Source organism: Pontibacterium sinense, from assembly GCF_015209595.1.
GTDB lineage: Bacteria > Pseudomonadota > Gammaproteobacteria > Pseudomonadales > Balneatricaceae > Pontibacterium > Pontibacterium sinense.
The window spans coordinates 452,324-472,747 of the sequence record NZ_JADEYS010000001.1 but is presented as its reverse complement, the minus strand read 5'-3'; the positions used below and the strand labels follow the sequence as shown (position 1 = coordinate 472,747).

The 20,424-nt window shown below is 49.5% G+C and carries 17 protein-coding genes; 2 read left to right on the top strand and 15 right to left on the bottom strand.

The features are described 5' to 3' along the window. Nucleotides 1-78 precede the first annotated feature (78 nt). The 15 genes from dnaE to rpsB all read right to left on the bottom strand — a co-directional run bounded on the left by dnaE (nt 79) and on the right by rpsB (nt 16,586). Nucleotides 79-3,570, bottom strand: a complete 3,492-nt coding sequence (gene dnaE / locus IOQ59_RS02150) for a DNA polymerase III subunit alpha (RefSeq protein ID WP_193951601.1) — start codon at nt 3,568-3,570, stop codon at nt 79-81. A gap of 12 nt (nt 3,571-3,582) precedes the next feature. Continuing rightward, entirely contained in the window at nt 3,583-4,179 is a 597-nt protein-coding gene (gene rnhB / locus IOQ59_RS02145; protein WP_193951600.1) for a ribonuclease HII, read from the bottom strand. After that, a complete protein-coding gene (lpxB, locus tag IOQ59_RS02140) occupies nt 4,179-5,336 on the bottom strand; it encodes a lipid-A-disaccharide synthase (RefSeq protein WP_193951599.1) in 1,158 nt (385 codons plus the stop codon). The genes rnhB and lpxB overlap by 1 nt, the downstream gene beginning before the upstream one ends. 9 nt (nt 5,337-5,345) lie before the next feature. After that, nucleotides 5,346-6,116 (bottom strand): acyl-ACP--UDP-N-acetylglucosamine O-acyltransferase, encoded by a 771-nt coding sequence (gene lpxA, locus IOQ59_RS02135; protein WP_228050601.1) that lies wholly within the window; start codon nt 6,114-6,116, stop codon nt 5,346-5,348. Nucleotides 6,117-6,118: 2 nt separating this feature from the next. After that, entirely contained in the window at nt 6,119-6,556 is a 438-nt protein-coding gene (gene fabZ, locus IOQ59_RS02130) for a 3-hydroxyacyl-ACP dehydratase FabZ (protein WP_193951598.1), read from the bottom strand. A gap of 6 nt (nt 6,557-6,562) precedes the next feature. Next, the gene (gene lpxD, locus IOQ59_RS02125; RefSeq protein WP_193951597.1) at nt 6,563-7,603 is read right to left on the bottom strand and encodes a UDP-3-O-(3-hydroxymyristoyl)glucosamine N-acyltransferase; all 1,041 of its coding nucleotides are present in this window, start codon (nt 7,601-7,603) and stop codon (nt 6,563-6,565) included. Then, nucleotides 7,603-8,100, bottom strand: a complete 498-nt coding sequence (locus IOQ59_RS02120) for an OmpH/Skp family outer membrane protein (protein ID WP_193951596.1) — start codon at nt 8,098-8,100, stop codon at nt 7,603-7,605. Before IOQ59_RS02120 ends, lpxD begins: the two co-directional genes overlap by 1 nt. Nucleotides 8,101-8,109: 9 nt before the next feature. Next, nucleotides 8,110-10,434, bottom strand: a complete 2,325-nt coding sequence (bamA, locus tag IOQ59_RS02115; RefSeq protein ID WP_193951595.1) for an outer membrane protein assembly factor BamA — start codon at nt 10,432-10,434, stop codon at nt 8,110-8,112. A 50-nt stretch (nt 10,435-10,484) separates the two neighbouring features. Further along, a complete protein-coding gene (gene rseP, locus IOQ59_RS02110) occupies nt 10,485-11,840 on the bottom strand; it encodes an RIP metalloprotease RseP (protein ID WP_193951594.1) in 1,356 nt (451 codons plus the stop codon). 13 nt (nt 11,841-11,853) lie between these two features. Continuing rightward, nucleotides 11,854-12,666: a phosphatidate cytidylyltransferase gene (locus IOQ59_RS02105; RefSeq protein ID WP_193951593.1), complete on the bottom strand. Its 813-nt coding sequence runs from the start codon at nt 12,664-12,666 to the stop codon at nt 11,854-11,856. Next, nucleotides 12,659-13,423, bottom strand: coding sequence for an undecaprenyl pyrophosphate synthase (uppS, locus tag IOQ59_RS02100; RefSeq protein WP_371871814.1), 765 nt, complete (start codon nt 13,421-13,423; stop codon nt 12,659-12,661). Before uppS ends, IOQ59_RS02105 begins: the two co-directional genes overlap by 8 nt. 46 nt (nt 13,424-13,469) lie before the next feature. Further along, nucleotides 13,470-14,027, bottom strand: coding sequence for a ribosome recycling factor (frr, locus tag IOQ59_RS02095; RefSeq protein WP_193951591.1), 558 nt, complete (start codon nt 14,025-14,027; stop codon nt 13,470-13,472). After that, entirely contained in the window at nt 14,017-14,775 is a 759-nt protein-coding gene (gene pyrH, locus IOQ59_RS02090; protein WP_193951590.1) for a UMP kinase, read from the bottom strand. Before pyrH ends, frr begins: the two co-directional genes overlap by 11 nt. 98 nt (nt 14,776-14,873) lie before the next feature. Further along, a complete protein-coding gene (gene tsf / locus IOQ59_RS02085; RefSeq protein ID WP_193951589.1) occupies nt 14,874-15,731 on the bottom strand; it encodes a translation elongation factor Ts in 858 nt (285 codons plus the stop codon). 114 nt (nt 15,732-15,845) lie between these two features. Further along, nucleotides 15,846-16,586 carry a 30S ribosomal protein S2 gene (rpsB, locus tag IOQ59_RS02080; protein WP_193951588.1) on the bottom strand — a complete coding sequence of 247 codons (741 nt, stop codon included), beginning with the start codon at nt 16,584-16,586 and terminating at the stop codon, nt 15,846-15,848. Between the two features lie 319 nt (nt 16,587-16,905). Between rpsB and map the strand changes: the two genes are divergently transcribed. Together map and IOQ59_RS02070 are read left to right on the top strand one after the other, a co-directional pair. Continuing rightward, on the top strand, nt 16,906-17,676 hold the full coding sequence (map, locus tag IOQ59_RS02075) for a type I methionyl aminopeptidase (protein WP_193951587.1): 771 nt from the start codon (nt 16,906-16,908) through the stop codon (nt 17,674-17,676). Nucleotides 17,677-17,690: 14 nt separating this feature from the next. Beyond that, a complete protein-coding gene (locus IOQ59_RS02070) occupies nt 17,691-20,393 on the top strand; it encodes a [protein-PII] uridylyltransferase (RefSeq protein WP_193951586.1) in 2,703 nt (900 codons plus the stop codon). The last annotated feature ends 31 nt before the right edge of the window (nt 20,394-20,424 follow it).

The following is a 20,424-nucleotide window of genomic DNA, read 5'->3' as shown; positions in this document are numbered from 1 at the left end:
TTGCCCCTTATAGGACCAGCCTGAGCACACCTGAGATAAATTAAAGACTCGGCTTTCTGAGCTTTATCACAATATTGGCTAATACCGCAGTGATACAGCATCGCCGCCAAATTGATCCATTAATTTAATAATCAGTTCATCATTCGCCTGCACCGACCAGCTTTTACCTAGCTTAAGCGTGGCCTTGGCGTCTTCACGCCGGAAGCGCAACGTCACCGGTAACGAGCCATCACCCCGATACTGACTCAGAATATCCGAGAGTTCACGAATACGTCGTCCAGCCAACTGAGCGGCTTCACAGGAAATCTCTACGCTACTGGCGTACTGAGCACGGGCCTGCGAAATATTCAGCACCCCCGTCCCTTTAACTTTGATCCCCCCGGAGAAGTGATCTTCTGCCACCTCACCTTCAACAACCAGTACTGCATCTTTTACCACGATATTGCGCGATTGCTCATACGTTTCGCCGTAGAGAGTGACGTCTATACGCGCACTTCGATCATCCAGGGTAACAAAACAGATCGGATCGCCTTTCTTGGTTTTCTTTAAGCGCAGATCCACAACCAAGCCGGCCATTTTCTGCGTAACACCCCGTGACGGCTGGACTTCGACAATCTTTCTACTGATAAAGTTTCTCAGCTCGCCTTCATACTCGTCGATAGGGTGTCCGGTGAGATACAAACCAAGCGTATCTTTTTCTCCCTGCAGGCGCTCTTTGTCTGTCCACTCGCGCACCCTACGGTACTTTTCATACGGATCACCCGGGTCTTCTTCCTGAGCCGCACCAAAGAGATCAAACATTCCTGCGTCTTGGTTCCGCGCACTCTGGTCTGCCGCTTTCAGTGCATCAGGGATCGCATCCCACAACACGGCACGAGGCGCGCCCATATTGTCCAGCGCACCGGAACGCACCAGCGCTTCCAGTACTCGTTTGTTCAGCTTTTTCGCACCAACCCGCTCGCAAAAATCAAATAGATCATTGAACGGACCGCCCTCACTCCGTGCAGATACGATCGCTTCGATAGGGCCCTCACCCACACCTTTGATCGCTCCTAAGCCGTAGATAATCACGCCTTCGTCATTCACGGTGAACATAAACTCACCGCTGTTAACATCCGGCAACGCCGGCGGGATCTTCATCTGACGGCACTCTTCAACGAAGATCACCACTTTGTCGGTGTTCTGCATATCGGAGGACATTACCGCAGCCATAAACGGCGCCGGGTAATGCGTCTTCAGCCACGCGGTCTGATATGACACCAGTGCATATGCGGCAGAATGGGATTTGTTAAAACCGTAACCTGCAAACTTCTCTACCAGGTCAAAGATGTTGCCTGCCAGATCTCGATCAATGCCATTTTGCTCACTACCTTCAAGGAAGCCAACGCGCTGTTTGGCCATCTCTTCCGGTTTTTTCTTACCCATCGCTCGGCGCAGCATATCTGCTCCGCCAAGGGTATAACCCGCCATAACCTGCGCAATCTGCATAACCTGCTCTTGATACAGGATAATGCCGTAGGTCGGTTCCAAGACGGGTTGCAAGCTATCAAGCTGATAATCGGGGTGCGGCCACGCCATCTCAGCCCGACCATGCTTACGGTTGATAAAGTCGTCCACCATGCCCGACTGCAGTGGGCCGGGACGGAAAAGCGCTACCAGTGCGACAATATCTTCGAATCGAGACGGCAACAAACGGCGAACCAGATCTTTCATGCCGCTGGATTCCAACTGGAACACAGCCGTTGTTTCTGCAGCCTGCAACAGATCAAAGGTTGGCTTATCTTCCAAATCGATCAACGCAATATCGAGCGGTTCTTCGCCTGCTTTGGCCCGCTTCGTATTGATCGTTTGCAGCGCCCAATCGATGATGGTTAAGGTACGTAATCCAAGGAAGTCGAACTTAACCAGCCCGGCTTCCTCAACATCGTTTTTATCGAACTGGGTAACGAGGCCGTTACCCTCTTCATCACAATACGTTGCCGCGAAGTCGGTCAGCTTGGTTGGTGCGATAACAACACCACCGGCGTGCTTACCCGTACCACGCGTCACACCCTCCAGCTTATACGCCATGTCCATAATTTCCTGGGCTTCTTCGCTACCGTTCACGAAGTCACTCAGCATCGGTTCCTGTTCCATCGCCTTATGCAGGGTAATCCCCACCTCGAATGGAATCAGTTTGGACAATTTGTCGGCCAGACCAAACGGCTTACCCTGAACACGTGCCACATCTCGCACCACCGCTTTCGCGGCCATCGTACCAAAGGTCACAATCTGTGATACTGCATCGCGCCCGTAGGTGCGGGCAACATAATCGATAACCTTGTCACGGTTATCCATACAAAAGTCGATATCGAAATCGGGCATCGATACACGTTCAGGGTTTAGAAATCGCTCAAACAGAAGATCATATTCCAGCGGATCCAGGTCGGTAATTTTCTGTGCGTAAGCCACCAGAGAACCCGCACCAGAGCCTCGACCCGGCCCAACAGGTACGCCGTTTTCTTTCCCCCACATAATGAAGTCCATTACGATCAGGAAGTACCCCGGGAAACCCATCTGGATGATGATATCCAGCTCAAACTCCAACCGATCAATATACGGCTGTCGCTTAGCTGCGTAATCGGGGTCGTCTTTATCCAGTATTATTTCAAGACGCTCTTCCAACCCCTCGTAAGATACCTGACGGAAATAGTCATCCATCAATATCCCTTCAGGTATTGGAAACTTCGGCAGGTAATAGGTGCCTAGCTCTATATCAATATTGCAACGGCGGGCGATCTCTACGGTATTTTCAAGAGCGCTTGGGATATCCGCAAACAACTCGGCCATCTCATCAGCACTGCGGAAATACTGCTCTTCACTGTAATTTTTTGGGCGTGTCGGATCGTCAAACGTACGACCCTGGTTGATACACACACGCACTTCATGTGCTTCGAAGTCTTCCGAGCGTACAAACATAACATCGTTTGTTGCCACCAAAGGGCAACCCGTTGCATGGGCCAACTCTACACACCCATGCACAACCTGCTCTTCACCTGCCCGCCCTGTACGCTGAAGCTCAAGGTAAAAGCGGTTGGGAAAGATCTGCATCCAGCCTTCTAGCAGCGCTTGAGCATTTCCGTTGTCTGACAAAATAGCCCGACCGATATCACCCTCTTTCGCGCCAGACAGTGCAATCAAGCCTTCCGACTTTTCAGCAATCAACGCCTTGGTCACTACCGCCTTATCAAGGACGGCATTCTGGCCTTGTTCGTAAGCGAGAGAGATCAACTCCATGAGGTTACGGTAACCCTTGCCTGTATTTACAAGCAGGGTCAGGCGTGTCGGTTCTGCATCAGGCTGTTCTGGATCATGCACCCATAGGTCACAACCGCAGATTGGCTTAACTCCAGCCCCCAGAGCAGCTTTATAGAATTTAACCAACGCAAACAGGTTGACCTGGTCAGTCATCGCAACCGCAGGCATCGAATGCGCCTGTGCTGCTTTTACCAGCTCCTTGATACGAACCAGACCATCAACCAAAGAGAACTCAGTATGCACCCGCAGGTGGACAAACTTAGGATCAGACATAAGCGGTAATTGTTACTCTTCGATCAGTTCACGTACCGGACGAAAGCTTCGCCGATGCTCGGCCAAAGGGCCATGTAATTTCAGGGCTTTGAAGTGTTCCTGAGTTGGATAGCCTTTATGCTTGGCAAAGCCGTATGCCGGATATTGTGCGTCCAACACTTTCATTTCCCGGTCTCGAACGACTTTCGCCAGGATAGATGCGGCGGAAATCTCCTTAACCTTCGAGTCACCTTTCACCACCGGCTCACTGGGGTAAGGCAAATCAGGACAGCGATTACCATCAACATAGACATATTCAGGCTTCACAGAAAGGTCCAGTACCGCTCGCTGCATTGCAAGCATCGTAGCATGAAGAATATTCAGCTCATCGATCTCGGCGGGTGAGGCCGAGGCGACTGACCACGCTAACGCTTTTTCCAGAATCTCGTCGTACAAGGCGTCGCGTTTTTTTTCTGACAGTTTTTTAGAGTCGGCTAAGCCCGCAATCGGGTTTTCCGGGTCGAGAATCACCGCTGCAGCAACAACATTACCAACCAGCGGCCCCCGCCCAACCTCATCAACACCCGCTGTCAGCTTCTGAACGGAAAAGTCGAATCCCAAAGATTCCATCAAATGACACCCCGTGAACGCAATAACTGCTCAACAGCATCCGCCGCTTTTTCATCTGCATCAAGATTGAGCTGTTGATGAATTTCGTGGAATCGCTTGGCCAGTCGTTGTCGATATGCGTCATCGTTCAGCGCACGCATAACAGCCTCGCCAAGGATTTCAGGTTGCACATCATCCTGCAAAATTTCCGGAATCAGTTCTTCATTCGCTAATAAATTGGGCAGCGAAATAAAGCGACTTTTAACCATGCGAGAGTATATGGCATAGGTCAGTCCGGCCATTTTATAAGCGACGACCATTGGTTTTTGTAACAGCGTAGCCTCTAACGTCGCGGTGCCAGAAGCAATAAGAATCGCATCAGAAATGGCCATTACTTCACGGGAATTTTTCATCACCAGCTGGATATTCAGATCAGAAAACTTCTCGGTAATAAGCGTATGCAAATAGTCATGACGGTGCTCGTTCGCAGCCGGAATGACAAAACGTACATTATCGATGCGTTCGGATAACCAGCGCGCTGTCTCAAGAAACGGCTCGGCCAGATACTTCAACTCACTACCACGGCTGCCCGGTAAAACAGCAATAATAGTTTCATCGTCTTTAACCGCAAAACGTTGCTGCGCCTTGGCCAGATCAACACTACCGGGAATGCTATCGGCCAGTGGGTGACCAACAAATGCTACACGCTGTTGTGTAGGGGCATAATGCTGAGCTTCGAAAGGGAAGAGACTCAGAACAAGATCGGTGGTTTTTATGATCTTGTAGATGCGCTTCTGTTTCCAGGCCCAAACGGAAGGACTCACGTAATGTACCGTTGGGATACCCGCGTCTTTTAACCAGCCTTCCAACTTAAGATTAAAGTCCGGCGCATCAACACCAATAAACAGATCGGGCGGGTTAGCCAGGAACCGATCTGCTAAACCCCGCCTTACTTTAAGCAATTCGCGCAGGCGGCCCAATACTTCGACCAAGCCCATCACGGACAGGCGATCCATCGGAATATGAGACTTACAGCCAGCGGCCATCATCAGCTCACCACCGATACCTTCAAACTGAGCATCCGGATAGCGACGTTTTAGAGCTTTGATAAGACCAGCACCCAGAATATCACCGGATGCTTCTCCGGCAACGATGCCAATTCTAAGAGGAGTAGACACGGCAGTACCCTAGCGGATAATACCGCGCGGAGAATTTTGTAAGAAGGATATCAGGGGCGAAATTTCTTCAGTTTCCTGCGCCATTTCCTGCAAGACATCCACCGCTAATTCAACGGTTAACTTCTGGCGATAGATGACTTTATACGCACGTTTGATCGCTCGAACTGCATCGGGTGAAAATCCGCGACGTTTCAGCCCTTCTGAATTAATACCATGAGGTTTAGCCGGATTACCTGTTGTCATCACGTAATCAGGTACGTCCTTCAGGACAACAGTACCCGCTCCGCACATAACATGAGAGCCGATATGACAGAACTGATGTACTGCAGTAAATCCGCCCAATATTGTCCAGTCGCCGACATGAACATGACCTGCTACCGCAACATTATTTGCCATGATGACATTGTCACCAATAACACAATCATGTGCTACATGGGCATTGGCCATGAATAGGTTATGGCTGCCAATGATGGTTTCACCTTTATCCTGCACAGTGCCACGATGAATCGTGACACCCTCGCGAATAACATTGTGATCCCCAATCACCAGCGTGGTCGGCTCACCTGCATACTTTTTATCCTGGCAATCCTCACCCACAGACGCGAACTGGAATATGCGGTTATTTGATCCTATTTTTGTCGGGCCATTCACCACGACATGCGGACCAATAACCGTTCCAGCGCCTATTTCCACATTCGGCCCAACAATACTCCAAGGGCCGACTACGACATCGTCAGCTAATTTTGCAGACGGATCGATAATGGCACGGGCGTCAATCAAAATCAGACCTTCCTATCAGCGCAAAGAATGGTTGCAGAGCTCACCAGATCACCTTCAACCGTAGCTTTTACATCAAATTTCCAAATACCACGGCGCTCAGACATCACTTTTGCTTCTAGCTTGAGCTGATCACCTGGCACTACAGGACGCTTAAAGCGTAGCTTATCGGAGCCTACAAAGTAGTAGATTGAACCATCCTGTGGCTTTTTGTCCATAGTTTTGAAGCCAAGAATCCCTGCTGCCTGCGCCATTGCTTCCACAATCAACACGCCCGGCATCACTGGATGATCCGGGAAATGACCATTAAAGTACGGTTCATTCACGGTCACATTCTTTATTGCAACGATGGAATCACCTTTTTCCAACTCCAACACCCGGTCCACTAGCAGGAACGGGTATCGATGTGGTAAGTATTCACGAATTTCGTTCACATCCATCATTGTCATTTAACCTTTTGACGTCTCAATTTTTTCTTCCAGAGATTTTATACGTTTGGCGAGATCATCCAATTGACGAAATCGAACCACACTCCGTTTCCACTGTTTGGAGGGCATCAGACCAGTACCTGAGGAATATGCACCCGGCTTACTCACCGATTTAGAAACCAACGACATCGCGGTAATATGGCTCCCATCAGCAATATTCAAATGCCCAGTAATACCCACACCCCCGGCAACCGTACAACCGGCGCCGATTTTAGTACTTCCAGCTACAGCAGTACATCCCGCAATTGCGCTGTTTTTACCAACAACAACGTTGTGAGCTATCTGTATTTGATTATCCAGTTTTACGCCATCTTCAATCACGGTGTCCGAAAGCGCCCCACGATCAATCGTAGTCCCTGCGCCGATCTCAACATCTTTACCAATCGACACGCCACCTAACTGGCAAATTTTGACCCATTTCCCGGCATTCGGTGCAAAGCCGAACCCATCTGCCCCAATCACGGCTCCACTATGAATTAGTGAATTTTCACCTATTTTAATATCATCATAGAGCGTTACATTGGCATTAATTCGCACCCCAGCGTCTAAACGGCAGTTTCGACCGATCACTGAGTTGGGGCCCACATAGACGTGATCACCGATCACAGCCCCTTCGGCAACAGTAACATTTGCCTCTAACTGCGCGGTGGCAGAGACCGACGCCATGGCATGGACCTGAACACCAGCGGCAATCCCTGCGCATACATCGGGCGTAGGATCAAATTGATGACTAGCACGCGCAAAGCCCAAATAGGGGTTATCTAGAATAATGACACTGCAGGGGGCAGCATCGGCGTACTCTGGCGAAATAAGTACAGCACTGGCCTGCGTCACTTTTAGCTGATTGAGATACCGGGCGTTCGCGAAAAATGCCAACTGCCCTTTTTTTGCCTCTTCCAATGTTGCCAGACTTTCAATCAAGCAGGCACCATCACCTCTTACTTTTCCTCCGAGGTGTGACGCCAGCTCGTCTAATTGGAAAGGACTCTCAGACCTAGACATTATTGCTGATTCAACAGTTCCACGACTTTTGGCGTAATATCGACTTCAGGCTTAGCATAGAGTGTTGCGCTTTTCGCCAGAATTACATCGTAGCCTTCGGTCTTGATTAACTCTTTAAGGATGATATCAAGCTTAGGCTTCATCTCACCAAGGAAGACCTGTTGACGCTGCATGTTTTTTTGCTGCAGCTCTTTACCACGACGTTGATACTCAGCAAACACTTTTTGGAACTGACTACGCAGTTGCTTCAGCTGTTCAGGTGATGCAAGGTCACGGTTAGCTTCAAACTTGTCTTTAGCCGCTTTAGCCTGCTTCTCCAAGTCAACTAACAGGGCTTGTTCATCTGAAAACTCAGCCTTCAGCTTTGCATCAAACTGCTTAGCAGCCTCAGATGCCAACACCGCCTGCTGAATCCCAAGTACCACAACTTTCTCTGCCATAGCCTGACTGCTAGCAGCCGTTAACAACAACAATGCTGCCACTTTAAACAGTTTCATACCCACTCCTTAAAAGGTTTGGCCAAGCGCGAACTGGAAGAACTCCGTTTCATCACCTGTCTGTTCGTTAAGAGGTTTAGCCAACACAAATGTCAGCGGACCCATTGGGGTAATCCAGCTGAATCCGAAACCGACCGATGCGCGAATCTCATCAAACTCGATCCCTTCTACACAGTTCGTAGAGGTAGCACCACAACTTGTATCAAAAACGTTACCAGCATCCAGGAAGAGCGAGGAACGTGTATTATTCCCTTCCGCAAAAGGCGTTGGGAAGATCAGTTCAAGACCACCTGTTAGCAGAATATTCCCGCCAAATGGATCAGCTGTAGCACCATTACGTGGCGTATCCTTAGGCCCCAGAGAGTTAGACTCAAAACCCCTGACTGACCTTAAGCCACCTGCATAGAAATGCTTAAAGAATGGATATTCGTTAGATCCCAAGTCACCGGCATATCCCAAGCGAGTCCAAGCTTTTGCAACCCAACGTTCAGACTCAGTGAGCGGCTCATACAGTTTAAGAGAGTAACGTGCACGGTAGTACGTCAGATCGCTGCCGGGCAACCCCAGCTCCAAAGATGCATTTTGCGAATAACCGTTGGTTGGGAAAATACCACGGTTCAGATGATTGTCACTCCACCCCAGATTCACGACCAATCCCAGATAGTCATTTCCTTCATCCGCTATGAAATCAATAATTTCCTGCGGGGTAGTGTTATTCGTTTTCAGGCTGATCTGTTCAATGTTTGCGCCAAATGACAGTCGCTGATATTCGTCAATCGGGTAACCAAATTTGACACCGGCACCGATTTCATCTGTTTCGTAGGAACTTACATTATTTTCATCGAAGTTACGTTCCCGGTAATACACGTTGTAACCACGACTCACACCATCAACGGTATAGTACGGATCATTACTGCTAAATTTATACTCAGTGGTGGTATCGGAGTTCGAGATACCAAAAGCAATCTTACGCCCGGTTCCCAGAAAGTTATCCTGCTGAACATTCAATCCCAAAATCAGACCAGATCCTTGAGAGAAACCGACACTGGCAGAAAAGGAACCTGACTGCTGCTCAACAACCGTATACTCCAGGTCAACCTGATCGGATGTTCCCGGTACAGGGATCGTTTCAACATTGACCGTAGAGAAGTATCCGGTACGTTCTAAACGCTTCTTAGAATTTTCGATATCTTCATTGGAAGCCAGACCGGCCTCCATTTGACGCATTTCACGGCGTAATACTTCATCCGCTGTACGGGTATTCCCTCGAATGACAATACGACGTACATACGTACGCTTACCTGGGTCGAGGAAATAGTTGAGTGTCACCGTATTGTCGTCGTGCACTTCAGGTGACGGCGCAACGTTGGCAAACATATATCCTGAGTCACCCAGCTTACGACTCAACGCACCTTGCGATTTGACCATCGCTTTGCGTGAGAAGGTATCCCCTTCAGTAACGGTTAACACCTTTTGCAGCTCTTCTTCAGGTACAACCATCTCACCCGCCAAGTTAACCGAGCGGATACTGAACTTCTCGCCTTCGGTGATATTGACGGTGATATATACGTTTTTACGGTCTGGAGTAATGGAAACCTGAGTCGAATCCACGGAGAAATTAATATAACCCTGGTCCATGTAAAAACTACGAAGGCGCTCTAGGTCACCAGAGAGTTTTTCACGGGCGTAACGGTCATCATTGGTATAAAAGGACCAGAATCCAGGTAATTTCAGTTCAAAAAGATCGCGTAACTTTTCATCATCAAAAAGCTCGTTTCCGACAACATTGATATGCTCAATTGTGGCAACCTTGCCTTCTTTAATATCAATATTGACGGCAACACGATTGCCCGGCAGCTGCTCTACCTCTGCGTCAACCTGCGCACCATAACGTCCTTGCGAAGCATAGATACGTACCAGATCCTGTTTAATCTGCTCAAGCGTCGCACGCTTAAATACGTCACCCTCTTTCAGTCCTGTCTGTTTCAGTCCTTCCAGCAACGCTTCTTTTTTTAACGCCTTATTACCATCGAGTCGAATCAAAGCAATGGACGGACGTTCACGTAGTTTAAGTATTAGAATTCCGTTTTCACGTGCCAGCTTTACATCTTCAAAGTAACCGGCCGCAAACAACTTGCGCACAGCGGCTGATAATCGCTGCTCATCAACCTGCTCGCCATTACTGATCGGAAAGTGCCGAAATACCAGACCCGGAGCGACTCGCTGGAGCCCTTCAAGACGAATATCTGTTACTTCAAAGGAGCCTTCTGCACTACTAACGGTGCTGGCCAGAAAAATGATAACCGCGGCGAGAAGCCTGTATCCTTGTTTCATGAAGTACTTCTTTATCTATAGATTGGTATTACGGACCCATCCCGGCCCAGTTAAAGTCGCATTACGTCGTTTACGATCGCCACAGTCATCAGTGTAAAGATCACGGCCATGCCTAAGCGCAGCCCGACCATCTGAACACGTTCACTAACCGGCTTTCCTCGCAACAGCTCTATCGCGTAATACAACAAATGTCCGCCATCAAGCATTGGTATCGGCAACAGGTTCAATACCCCAAGGCTGATACTCAGATATGCAAGAAAACCGACAAACGCTTCCATACCCGACTCTGCGGAAGCACCGGCCACTTTAGCAATGGTAATCGGACCACTCAAGTTTTTTACTGAAATCACGCCTTCCAGCATTTTCCAGAGAGAGTCCAGAATTAGTGAAATCATCTGCCAGGTTTTATCCAGCGCCTTTGCAAAGGATTCGAAGAACCCAAAGCTAATCTCCCGCTTCTGCTCTGGCGGCCACTCAACCTGAGCAACACCTGCACCAATATAACCAACCGTGCGACCTTCTATTTCACGGCTTTCCGGATAAACATCCAACAACAGCTGCTGACCTGCGCGTTCAAGCTGAAACACCAGCCTCATCCCCGGCGATGCCTGAACCACTTCAACCATTGCCAACCAATCAGCAACCGTGTCGCCATTAATCCGCAACACCTTATCACCGGCCAGCAGGCCTACTTTCGCCGCCACGCCGTCATCCAAAACCATCCCGATCACTGCAGGCAACTGCGGATTCCAAGCCACCAGACCAAGCGCACTTACCGGCGATTGTCTTTCAATATCAAAATTCCAATTATCCAGCTGCACCGTAAACTGCTGAGGAATAGTACTGTCCGGGTATTTCATCCGAATAAGTAACGGACCACTTTCACCAATACGCGTGGCAAGATTAAGATTCACCGATTCCCATGACAATGTTTCGTTGCCATCTATAGCAATAATTTCACCACCGGGACGAAAATCGGCCATCGCAGCAGGTGTACCTGGTTTAACATCAGCAACCATCGGCTTGATAGCGCCGACACCGGATACAAACATCACCCAGTAGGCAAGAAAAGCAAAGATCAGATTAACCAGGGGCCCCGCCGCAACAACGGCAATCCGCTGCAGCACAGGTTTACGATTAAATGCCTGAGACTTAAGCTCTTCAGGTACTTCACCTTCGCTTTCATCCAGCATGCGCACGTAACCACCCAGCGGGATGGCTGCCAATACATACTCTGTTCCCGAGCGCTCACTTCGCCAACGAAACAGAGCCTTACCGAAACCGACTGAAAAGGTTAGAACTTTGACGCCGCAACGACGGGCGACGAAGAAATGCCCCCACTCATGTATGGTCACTAGAATGCCTAGTGTTACCAATGTCGCAAGCAAGGTTTGAAGAAGATCCATATACAGTTATTACTCAGCTCAGAGTGAGGAACTGCACACCTAATACAAATAACGGTGCAGCTGCCGTGAGACTATCCATTCGATCAAGAATACCGCCATGTCCCGGCAGTAAATGACTGCTGTCTTTTATGCCCTGGTGACGCTTCAGCATGCTTTCAAACAGGTCTCCCAGCACGGAAATGATACCAGTGATGACACTCAACAGCACAAGATAGACAAATGATTGCGAATCAAGTTCAAACCAGATCGCAAAACCGACACCGACAATCAGACAAGACAGAAGGCCGCCATAAAGCCCTTCACGCGTTTTCCCAGGACTGACTGAAGGCGCCAGTTTATTCTTGCCCAAAGACTTGCCTGCAAAGTAAGCACCAATATCTGCCGCCCATACCAACAGCAGCAGCATCAAAATCAACTCGGTGCTGAGCGGCTGCGACTTAAGCTCCCCCAGCGCAACCCAAACGGGAAGCAGAACAACATACCCCATCAGTACCCGCACACCCACGGATGACCAACCGGACGCTTGCGGGTAACGAACAACCCAAAAAACGGCCATCACCCAGAAAAACAGGGCCACCCCTAATAGGGCAGTTACAGGCAATACCGTTTCAAATTGATGCAATAGCGCTAATGCCACGCCGACGGTTGCTATAAAAAAAGCTTTATCTTTCGTTCCAGACAAGCCCGCCAGACGTGACCATTCCCACGCACCCAACAGCAACACGCCGTCGATCGCCAGCAGAAACCAATCTTTGGGAAACAGAAACAGAACAACCAGCGCCAAAGGCGCCAAAACAATTGCGGTCAAAAAACGAGCTTTAAGCACCTTTATCCGCCTCTAACTGCTCACTAGTTCGCCCAAATCGACGCTCACGCCCGGTGAAATCACTGATCGCTTGCACCAGGCGCTCCTTACCAAAATCGGGCCAGTAACAGTCTGCGTAATAAAACTCGGTATATGCAAACTGCCAAATCAGAAAATTACTGATTCGCTGTTCTCCGGCAGTACGAATACACAAATCAGGATCAGGCAGGTCAGACAAAGTTACATAACGCCCCAACACAGCTTCATCAATCTGATCGGGTGTTAGCTCACCTTCTAAACAGCGCTGCGCGACCTGCTTCGCGGCAGCAGCAATATCCCAGCGTCCGCCGTAATTCGCAGCGATATTCAATTGTAAGCCGGTACAGGACTCTGTTAATGACTCCGCCTCGGCAATACGCTTTTGCAAAGACTCACTAAAACGTGTTTTGTCACCGACAACACGCAAGCGAATATTATTCTTATGAAGCTTTTTAACTTCGCGATCCAGCGCAAACTTAAACAACTCCATCAGCCCTTTCACCTCTAAAGGCGGACGTTTCCAGTTTTCAGAGCTGAACGCAAACAACGTCAGAGCTTCAACCCCCTGCTCAACACATCCGGTAATTACCTGACGAACAGCATCAACACCCGCTTTATGGCCCGCCAAACTTGGCAGCCCCCGGCTTTTCGCCCAACGGTTATTACCATCCATGATAATTGCAACATGTCTGGGAGGCGGATTTACTTTCGAAGAATCGGTCATAGTATCTTTAGACATGGGCGGGTAGTAGGAAATCGGGGTGACTGGCACCCCGGCACCTTCCTTAGATTTCCATCAGATCAGTTTCTTTTTGCTCCAGCAGCTTATCTACTTCAGCAACAAACTGATTGGTCAGTTTCTGAACGCGATCTTCACCACGACGCTCATCGTCCTCGGTGATCTCTTTCTCTTTCAGAAGGTCTTTCAGGTCACCGTTTGCATCACGGCGAATATTACGAATAGCAATACGTGCGTTTTCTGCTTCAGCACGTGCCCGGCGAATATAGCCTTTACGTGTTTCTTCCGTCAAAGCAGGCATTGGAACACGAATATTTTCACCTGATGTAGAAGGGTTCAGACCCAGATCAGACTTCATGATCGCTTTTTCGATAACCGGCACCATGGGCTTTTCCCAAGGGACAATCGACAATGTACGCGCATCCTCAACCGAGATGTTAGCGACCTGAGACAGAGGCACATCAGAACCATAGTAAGGCACCTGAACTGTCTCCAGAATACTTGGGTGCGCGCGACCGGTACGGATCTTTTTAAAGTTTTCCACCAGTGCGTCAGCACTTTTTTTCATACGCGTTTCAGCGTCCTGCGCAATCTCATTCAGCATATTTTTCTCCCACCTCGTCGCAACGATCAATCAACGTACCTTCGTCACCGCCCAGTACTAGATTCGCCAGCGCACCCGGCTTATTCATATTGAAGACACGAATAGGCATATCATGGTCACGGGTCAGACAAATTGCCGTCAAATCCATAACGCCCAGTTGTTTCTCAATAGCTTCATCGTAACCCAAATGAAGATATCGTTTAGCAGATGGATCCTTCATCGGATCTGCGGTGAATACACCATCTACCTTTGTAGCCTTGATTACGACATCAGCCTCTACCTCGATACCACGCAAACAGGCGGCTGAATCAGTCGTAAAGAACGGGTTACCCGTACCCGCAGAGAAGATCACTACATCACCTTGATTAAGATAACGCATCGCATTTCGGCGATCATAATGATCTACAACACCACTCATAGGAATGGCAGACATAACACGGGTTGCGATATTGCTGCGCTCCAGCGCATCGCGCATAGCCAGCGCATTCATCACAGTTGCCAGCATCCCCATGTGATCACCGGTCACTCGATCCATACCCGCCGCACTCAACGCTGCGCCACGAAACAAGTTACCACCACCGATCACTATGCCGACCTGAACACCAATACCTACCAACTGGCCAATTTCCAAGGCCATGCGGTCAAGCACCTTCGGATCTATACCGAAATTCTCATCACCCATCAATGCTTCGCCGCTAAGCTTCAGCAGTATCCTTTTGTATTTAGACTGTTTTTCAGTGGCAGGCATCTAAGAATTCTCCGCTCGAAATGAGGTCACAAGAGTGTATCAGGAAAAGAGAGGGTTGCGCATGCAGAAACATGCGCAACCGGAGGCTTAAGCGGGGCTTAGCCTTTCAGCTGTGCAGCAACTTCTGCAGCGAAGTCAACTTGCTCAACTTCGATACCTTCGCCAACTTCTACACGTACGAAAGACTTAACTTCGCCGCCAGCAGCTTTAACGAAAGCAGCAACTTTCTGCTCAGGGTTCTTAACGAACGCCTGCTCAACCAAGCTGTTTTCCGCCAGGAATTTGTTGATACGACCAACAACCATCTTCTCAGCGATTTCTGCAGGCTTGCTTGCCATATCAGGCTGCGCCAGGATGATTTCCTTCTCTTTAGCAACCACGTCTTCCGGCATGTCTTCTTTGCTGACAACACGTGGGTTTACAGCAGTAACGTGCATTGCAACGTCTTTAGCTGTTTCAGCGTCGCCGCCTTCCAGAGAAACGATTGCTGCAATTTTAGCGTTGCTGTGAACGTAAGCACCAACAACACCGCCTTCTACAACAACGGTACGACGTACAGTGATGTTCTCACCGATTTTCTGAACCAGTGCTTCACGAGCAACTTCCAGCTCACCGTCCATCAGCGCTGCAACATCAGTCTGCTTGTCTGCAACTGCTTTATCCAGCACAGTGTTAACGAATGCCAGGAAGCCTTCATCACGTGCTGCGAAATCAGTTTCAGAGTTAACTTCCAGCGCAACTGCATAGCTGTTGTCGTCAGCAACTTTAACTGCAACAACACCGTCTGCCGCAGTACGGGAAGCTTTTTTAGCTGCCTTCATGCCAGACGCTTTACGCAGATCTTCGATCGCTTTCTCGATATCACCGTCTACAGCCGCCAGAGCTTTTTTACACTCCATCATGCCCAGGCCAGTACGGTCGCGCAGTTCTTTCACGTCCTTAGCAGAGAATGCCATGTTGAATACCTCTATCAATAAGATTAAAGCTTTAAATCAAAAATCGAAAAAAGGGGAGCTACGCTCCCCTTCATGCCTGCCACAAAACTGTATCAGGCATCCTTGACAGCAGGATTACTCTGCAGCTGCCTGATTTTCTTCAACTTCTACGAATTCGCCTTTTGCACCAGCAACTGCCTCGGAACCTTCCAGGCAAGCGTCAGCAGCAGACTGAACGTAGATCTGAATCGCACGCAGCGCATCGTCGTTACCAGGGATAACGTAGTCAATGCCGTCTGGGTTGCTGTTAGTATCAACAACACCAATAACTGGGATACCCAGCTTGTTTGCTTCATTAACTGCGATACGCTCGTGATCAACGTCGATTACGAACAGCGCGTCAGGCAGACCGCCCATGTCTTTGATACCACCGATGGAGCGTTCCAGCTTGTCCATTTCGCGCTGACGCATCAGAGCTTCTTTCTTGGTCAGCTGTTCGAAGGTACCATCCTGTGCCTGGGATTCCAGATCGCGCAGACGACGGATAGACTGACGGATAGTTTTGTAGTTAGTCAGCATGCCACCCAACCAGCGATGGTTGACATAAGGCATACCTGCGCGTGCAGCTTCGTCTTTAATGATTTTGCTAGCAGCTCGTTTTGTACCTACAAACAGAACTTTGTTCTTGTTAGTAGCCATACCCTGAACAACGTCCAGTGCACCATTCAGTGCAGGCAGCGTGTGCTCCAGGTTGATGATATGAATCTTGTTACGAGCACCAAAGATGAATTTAGACATCTTTGGATTCCAGTAGCGAGTCTGGTGACCGAAGTGAACACCTGCTTTCAGCAGGTCGCGCATGCTAATTTTAGCCATTTTAAAATCCTGTAAGATTGGGTTAAACCTCCACACTCCCCATTGCCCAACCTCAAAAATGAGGCACCCTGAACGATGTGACGGAGCGTGTGTGTTTTATGTAGTGCGCAGAGCGCATTTTTCGAGCGCGGATTTATACCATATTGAACCCTAATTTTAAAGGGTGCATTCGCTTTCACCGCCTGCATTGATACAATCAGTCGATAAGCAGACGCCTGCGTACAAATTATTCTACAGACGACGGTATTTCATACTCGTCATATAAGGCAGAATAGCCTGAATCAAAGCTCTGTGTTGAGTACTTAACGGACCCCTGAAGATGACCATCAAAATCAAGACCCCCGAAGAAATCGAAAAAATGCGCGTAGTCGGCCGTATGGCGGCAGAGGTTCTGGAAATGATAGAGCCTCACATCCAGGCGGGCGTTACAACTAACGAGCTGAACCAGATCTGTCACGACTATATCGTCAACGAACAAGACGCCATCCCGGCTCCGCTGAATTACCACGGTTTCCCTAAATCGATCTGTACGTCAGTCAATCAGGTAGTTTGCCACGGTATTCCAAACGACAAACCGCTTAAGAATGGCGACACCATCAATGTTGATATCACTGTCATCAAAGATGGTTATCATGGCGATACCAGCAAAATGTTTTTTGTTGGCAAAGAACAAGCACACGCACGCCGTTTAGTCGACGTCACCCTGGAATGCCTCTATAAAGGCATCCGCCTGGTGAAACCGGGTACGCGCCTGGGCGATATTGGCGCCGTAATCCAACAGCACGCCGAAGCCAATCACTATTCCGTCGTACGCGAGTATTGCGGGCATGGCATTGGCGCTGAGTTCCATGAAGACCCACAGGTCCTGCACTACGGCAAAGCAGGCACCGGCGCTGAACTACAGGAAGGCATGATTTTCACCATTGAACCAATGGTGAATGCGGGCAAACGCCACGTAAAACTCAATAAACGGGATGGCTGGACGGTAGAAACCGCTGACCGCCGCCCATCCGCACAGTGGGAACACACCATTCTGGTTACCGCAGACGGTTACGAAGTCCTCACTTTGCGCAAAGGCGAAACGATCTAATTCAGGAAGCCACAATGTCAAACGCTGCCCACCATCAGGTTGCCGACGAAGAACTGTTTAACGTTGACGAATTCCGTCAGGCGCTTGCCGCAAGCAAGCAGCCAATTCCACTCCTGAAAGAAACCCTCAAAGGGGTGCGGGAGCGAATGGACGAACGTTTTAAAGCCGGCGAAGATATTCGCAAGCTGATCTACGGCCGAGCCTGGGTCATGGATATGGTACTTGAGGCCATCTGGCAGCGTTATGACTGGCCTGAAAGCAAACATATAGAACTGATCGCCGTGGGCGGCTATGGCCGTGGCGAGCTCCATCCGTGCTCAGATGTAGACATTCTGATTCTGATTGACGGCATAGAGCCGGAAAGCTACCACGACTCCATCAGCGGTTTCCTGACGCTGCTCTGGGACATCAACCTCGACATTGGCTCCAGTGTTCGCACCATTACCGAGTGCTACGAAGAAGCCCGTAATGACGTCACCATCGCCACAAACCTGATCGAATCCCGCACTATAGTCGGTAGCGGCGAGCTGCACACTCGCGTCTATGACGAGGTGACTTCGGAAGGCGCCTGGACCGACAAAGAGTTTTTCCGGGCGAAAATCAGCGAGCAGCTGGACCGCCACGAAAAAACCAACAATACCGAGTACAACCTGGAGCCCAATCTCAAGAACTCTCCAGGGGGGCTGCGAGACCTACAAACTATCGGCTGGGTCGCGAAGCGTCACTTTGGTTCAACCTATATCCGTGACCTGGTAGACGATGGTTTCCTCACCGATAGCGAACTGGACACGCTGAATAAGGGTGAGCTTTACCTATGGACCGTTCGTTACGCACTGCATATGGTCTGCAACCGTCACGACGACCGCCTGCTTTTTGACCACCAGCGCGCATTGGCCGAAATATTTGGTTACTCCGATTCAGAAGGCGAATTGGCCGTTGAGCAGTTTATGGGGAAATACTACCGCGTAGCGAAAGCGATGTCGGAATTTAACCATATGCTCCTGCAACATTTTGATGAAGCCATCCTGCGGGCAGAGGACGAGCAGGTCATTCTTCCCCTGAATAACCGCTTCCAACTTCACAACAACTTCATCGACGTCATTTACGACACTGTATTTGAACACCATCCCTTTGCATTGATGGAAATCTTCGTCCTGATGGCCACTAACAGCCAAATCAAGGGCGTAAGAGCATCCACCATCCGCCTAATAAGGGATCACAGGCACCTGATTGACGATGAGTTCCGCAACGATATTCGCAACACTTCATTGTTTATGGAGCTGTTACGCTGCCCCGACAAGGTGTCAACTGAACTCAAGCGGATGAATAAGTACGGGATTTTGGGTCTGTATCTACCGGAATTTGGAAAAATTGTCGGCCAGATGCAGCATGATCTGTTCCACATTTACACGGTGGACGCCCACACCCTCAAAGTAATCCAGAAAACCCGCCAGTTCCGACACAATGACTACCGCGAGCAATTCCCAATCGCTCACCGTATTGTCAATCAGCTCCCCAAAATAGAGCTTTTATACATAGCCGCACTTTATCACGACATTGGCAAAGGCCGCGGCGGAGACCACTCTGAACTGGGCGCAGAGGATGTGATGGATTTTTGTGAACGCCATCACCTTGGACGCTGGGACAGCCACCTCGTCTCCTGGCTGGTACGCAATCACCTGCTTATGTCGATGACCGCGCAACGCAAAGATATTTCTGATCCGGAGATTATTCAGACGTTTGCGGAACAGGTGCACGACATTACGCATCTGGATTATCTCTACGTCCTGACTCTGGCAGACATTAACGCAACCAACCACACGCTTTGGAATAACTGGCGTGCCACACTGATGCGCACCCTCTATACCGAAACGAAACGCACACTGCGTCGTGGGTTAGAAAACCCGATCGAAAAAGAAGATCTGATTGAGCAAGTTCAGCACGAAGCGATGATCGTCCTGACACGCCATGGCCTGCATGAATCAGAGATCCTGGAGTTCTGGTCAACACTCGGGGATGACTACTTCCTGCGTGAGACGTCTCACAGTATTGCATGGCACACCCGCGCAATTCTGGAACACCACGACACCGAGATCCCACTGGTTCTGATCCGTCAGACATCTCACAGACTACATGAAGGCGCAACAGAGATCTTTGTGTATATGAGAGATCTGCCCAACCTGTTTGCAGCCTCCGTCGCAACACTCGACCAGCTGCACCTGAGCATCCAGGATGCACGCGTCATCGTCACTGATGACCAACGCACACTGAATACCTACACAGTACTCACCGAAGACAATCAGCCACTGTCGGAAAACCCGGATTATCTGAACGAAATCCAACAACGCATGGTTGAGGAACTGGACGACCCGGAGGATTACCCGGAAATTATCCACCGCCGCGTCCCACGCCAGCTAAAACTGTTTGCCACACCAACCACGGTTAATATCAGTACCGATCCAATGAGTCAGGAAACCGTACTGGAGGTTATCACTCCCGACAGACCGGGACTGCTGGCACGTATAGGCCGTATCTTTGTGGAAAACAACGTCTCCGTGCGCAAGGCTAAGATCACCTCCATCGGCGAACGCGTAGAGGATTTCTTCTTTATCACCGATGAATCCGATCAGCCGATTTCTGATCCCATTTTGTGCCAGCGACTGCAGAATGATATCTGCCAGCAACTGGACGAACACATACATCAACAAGAATCCTGATCTGGCGACGGTCAGACAAAACCGAGAAAAA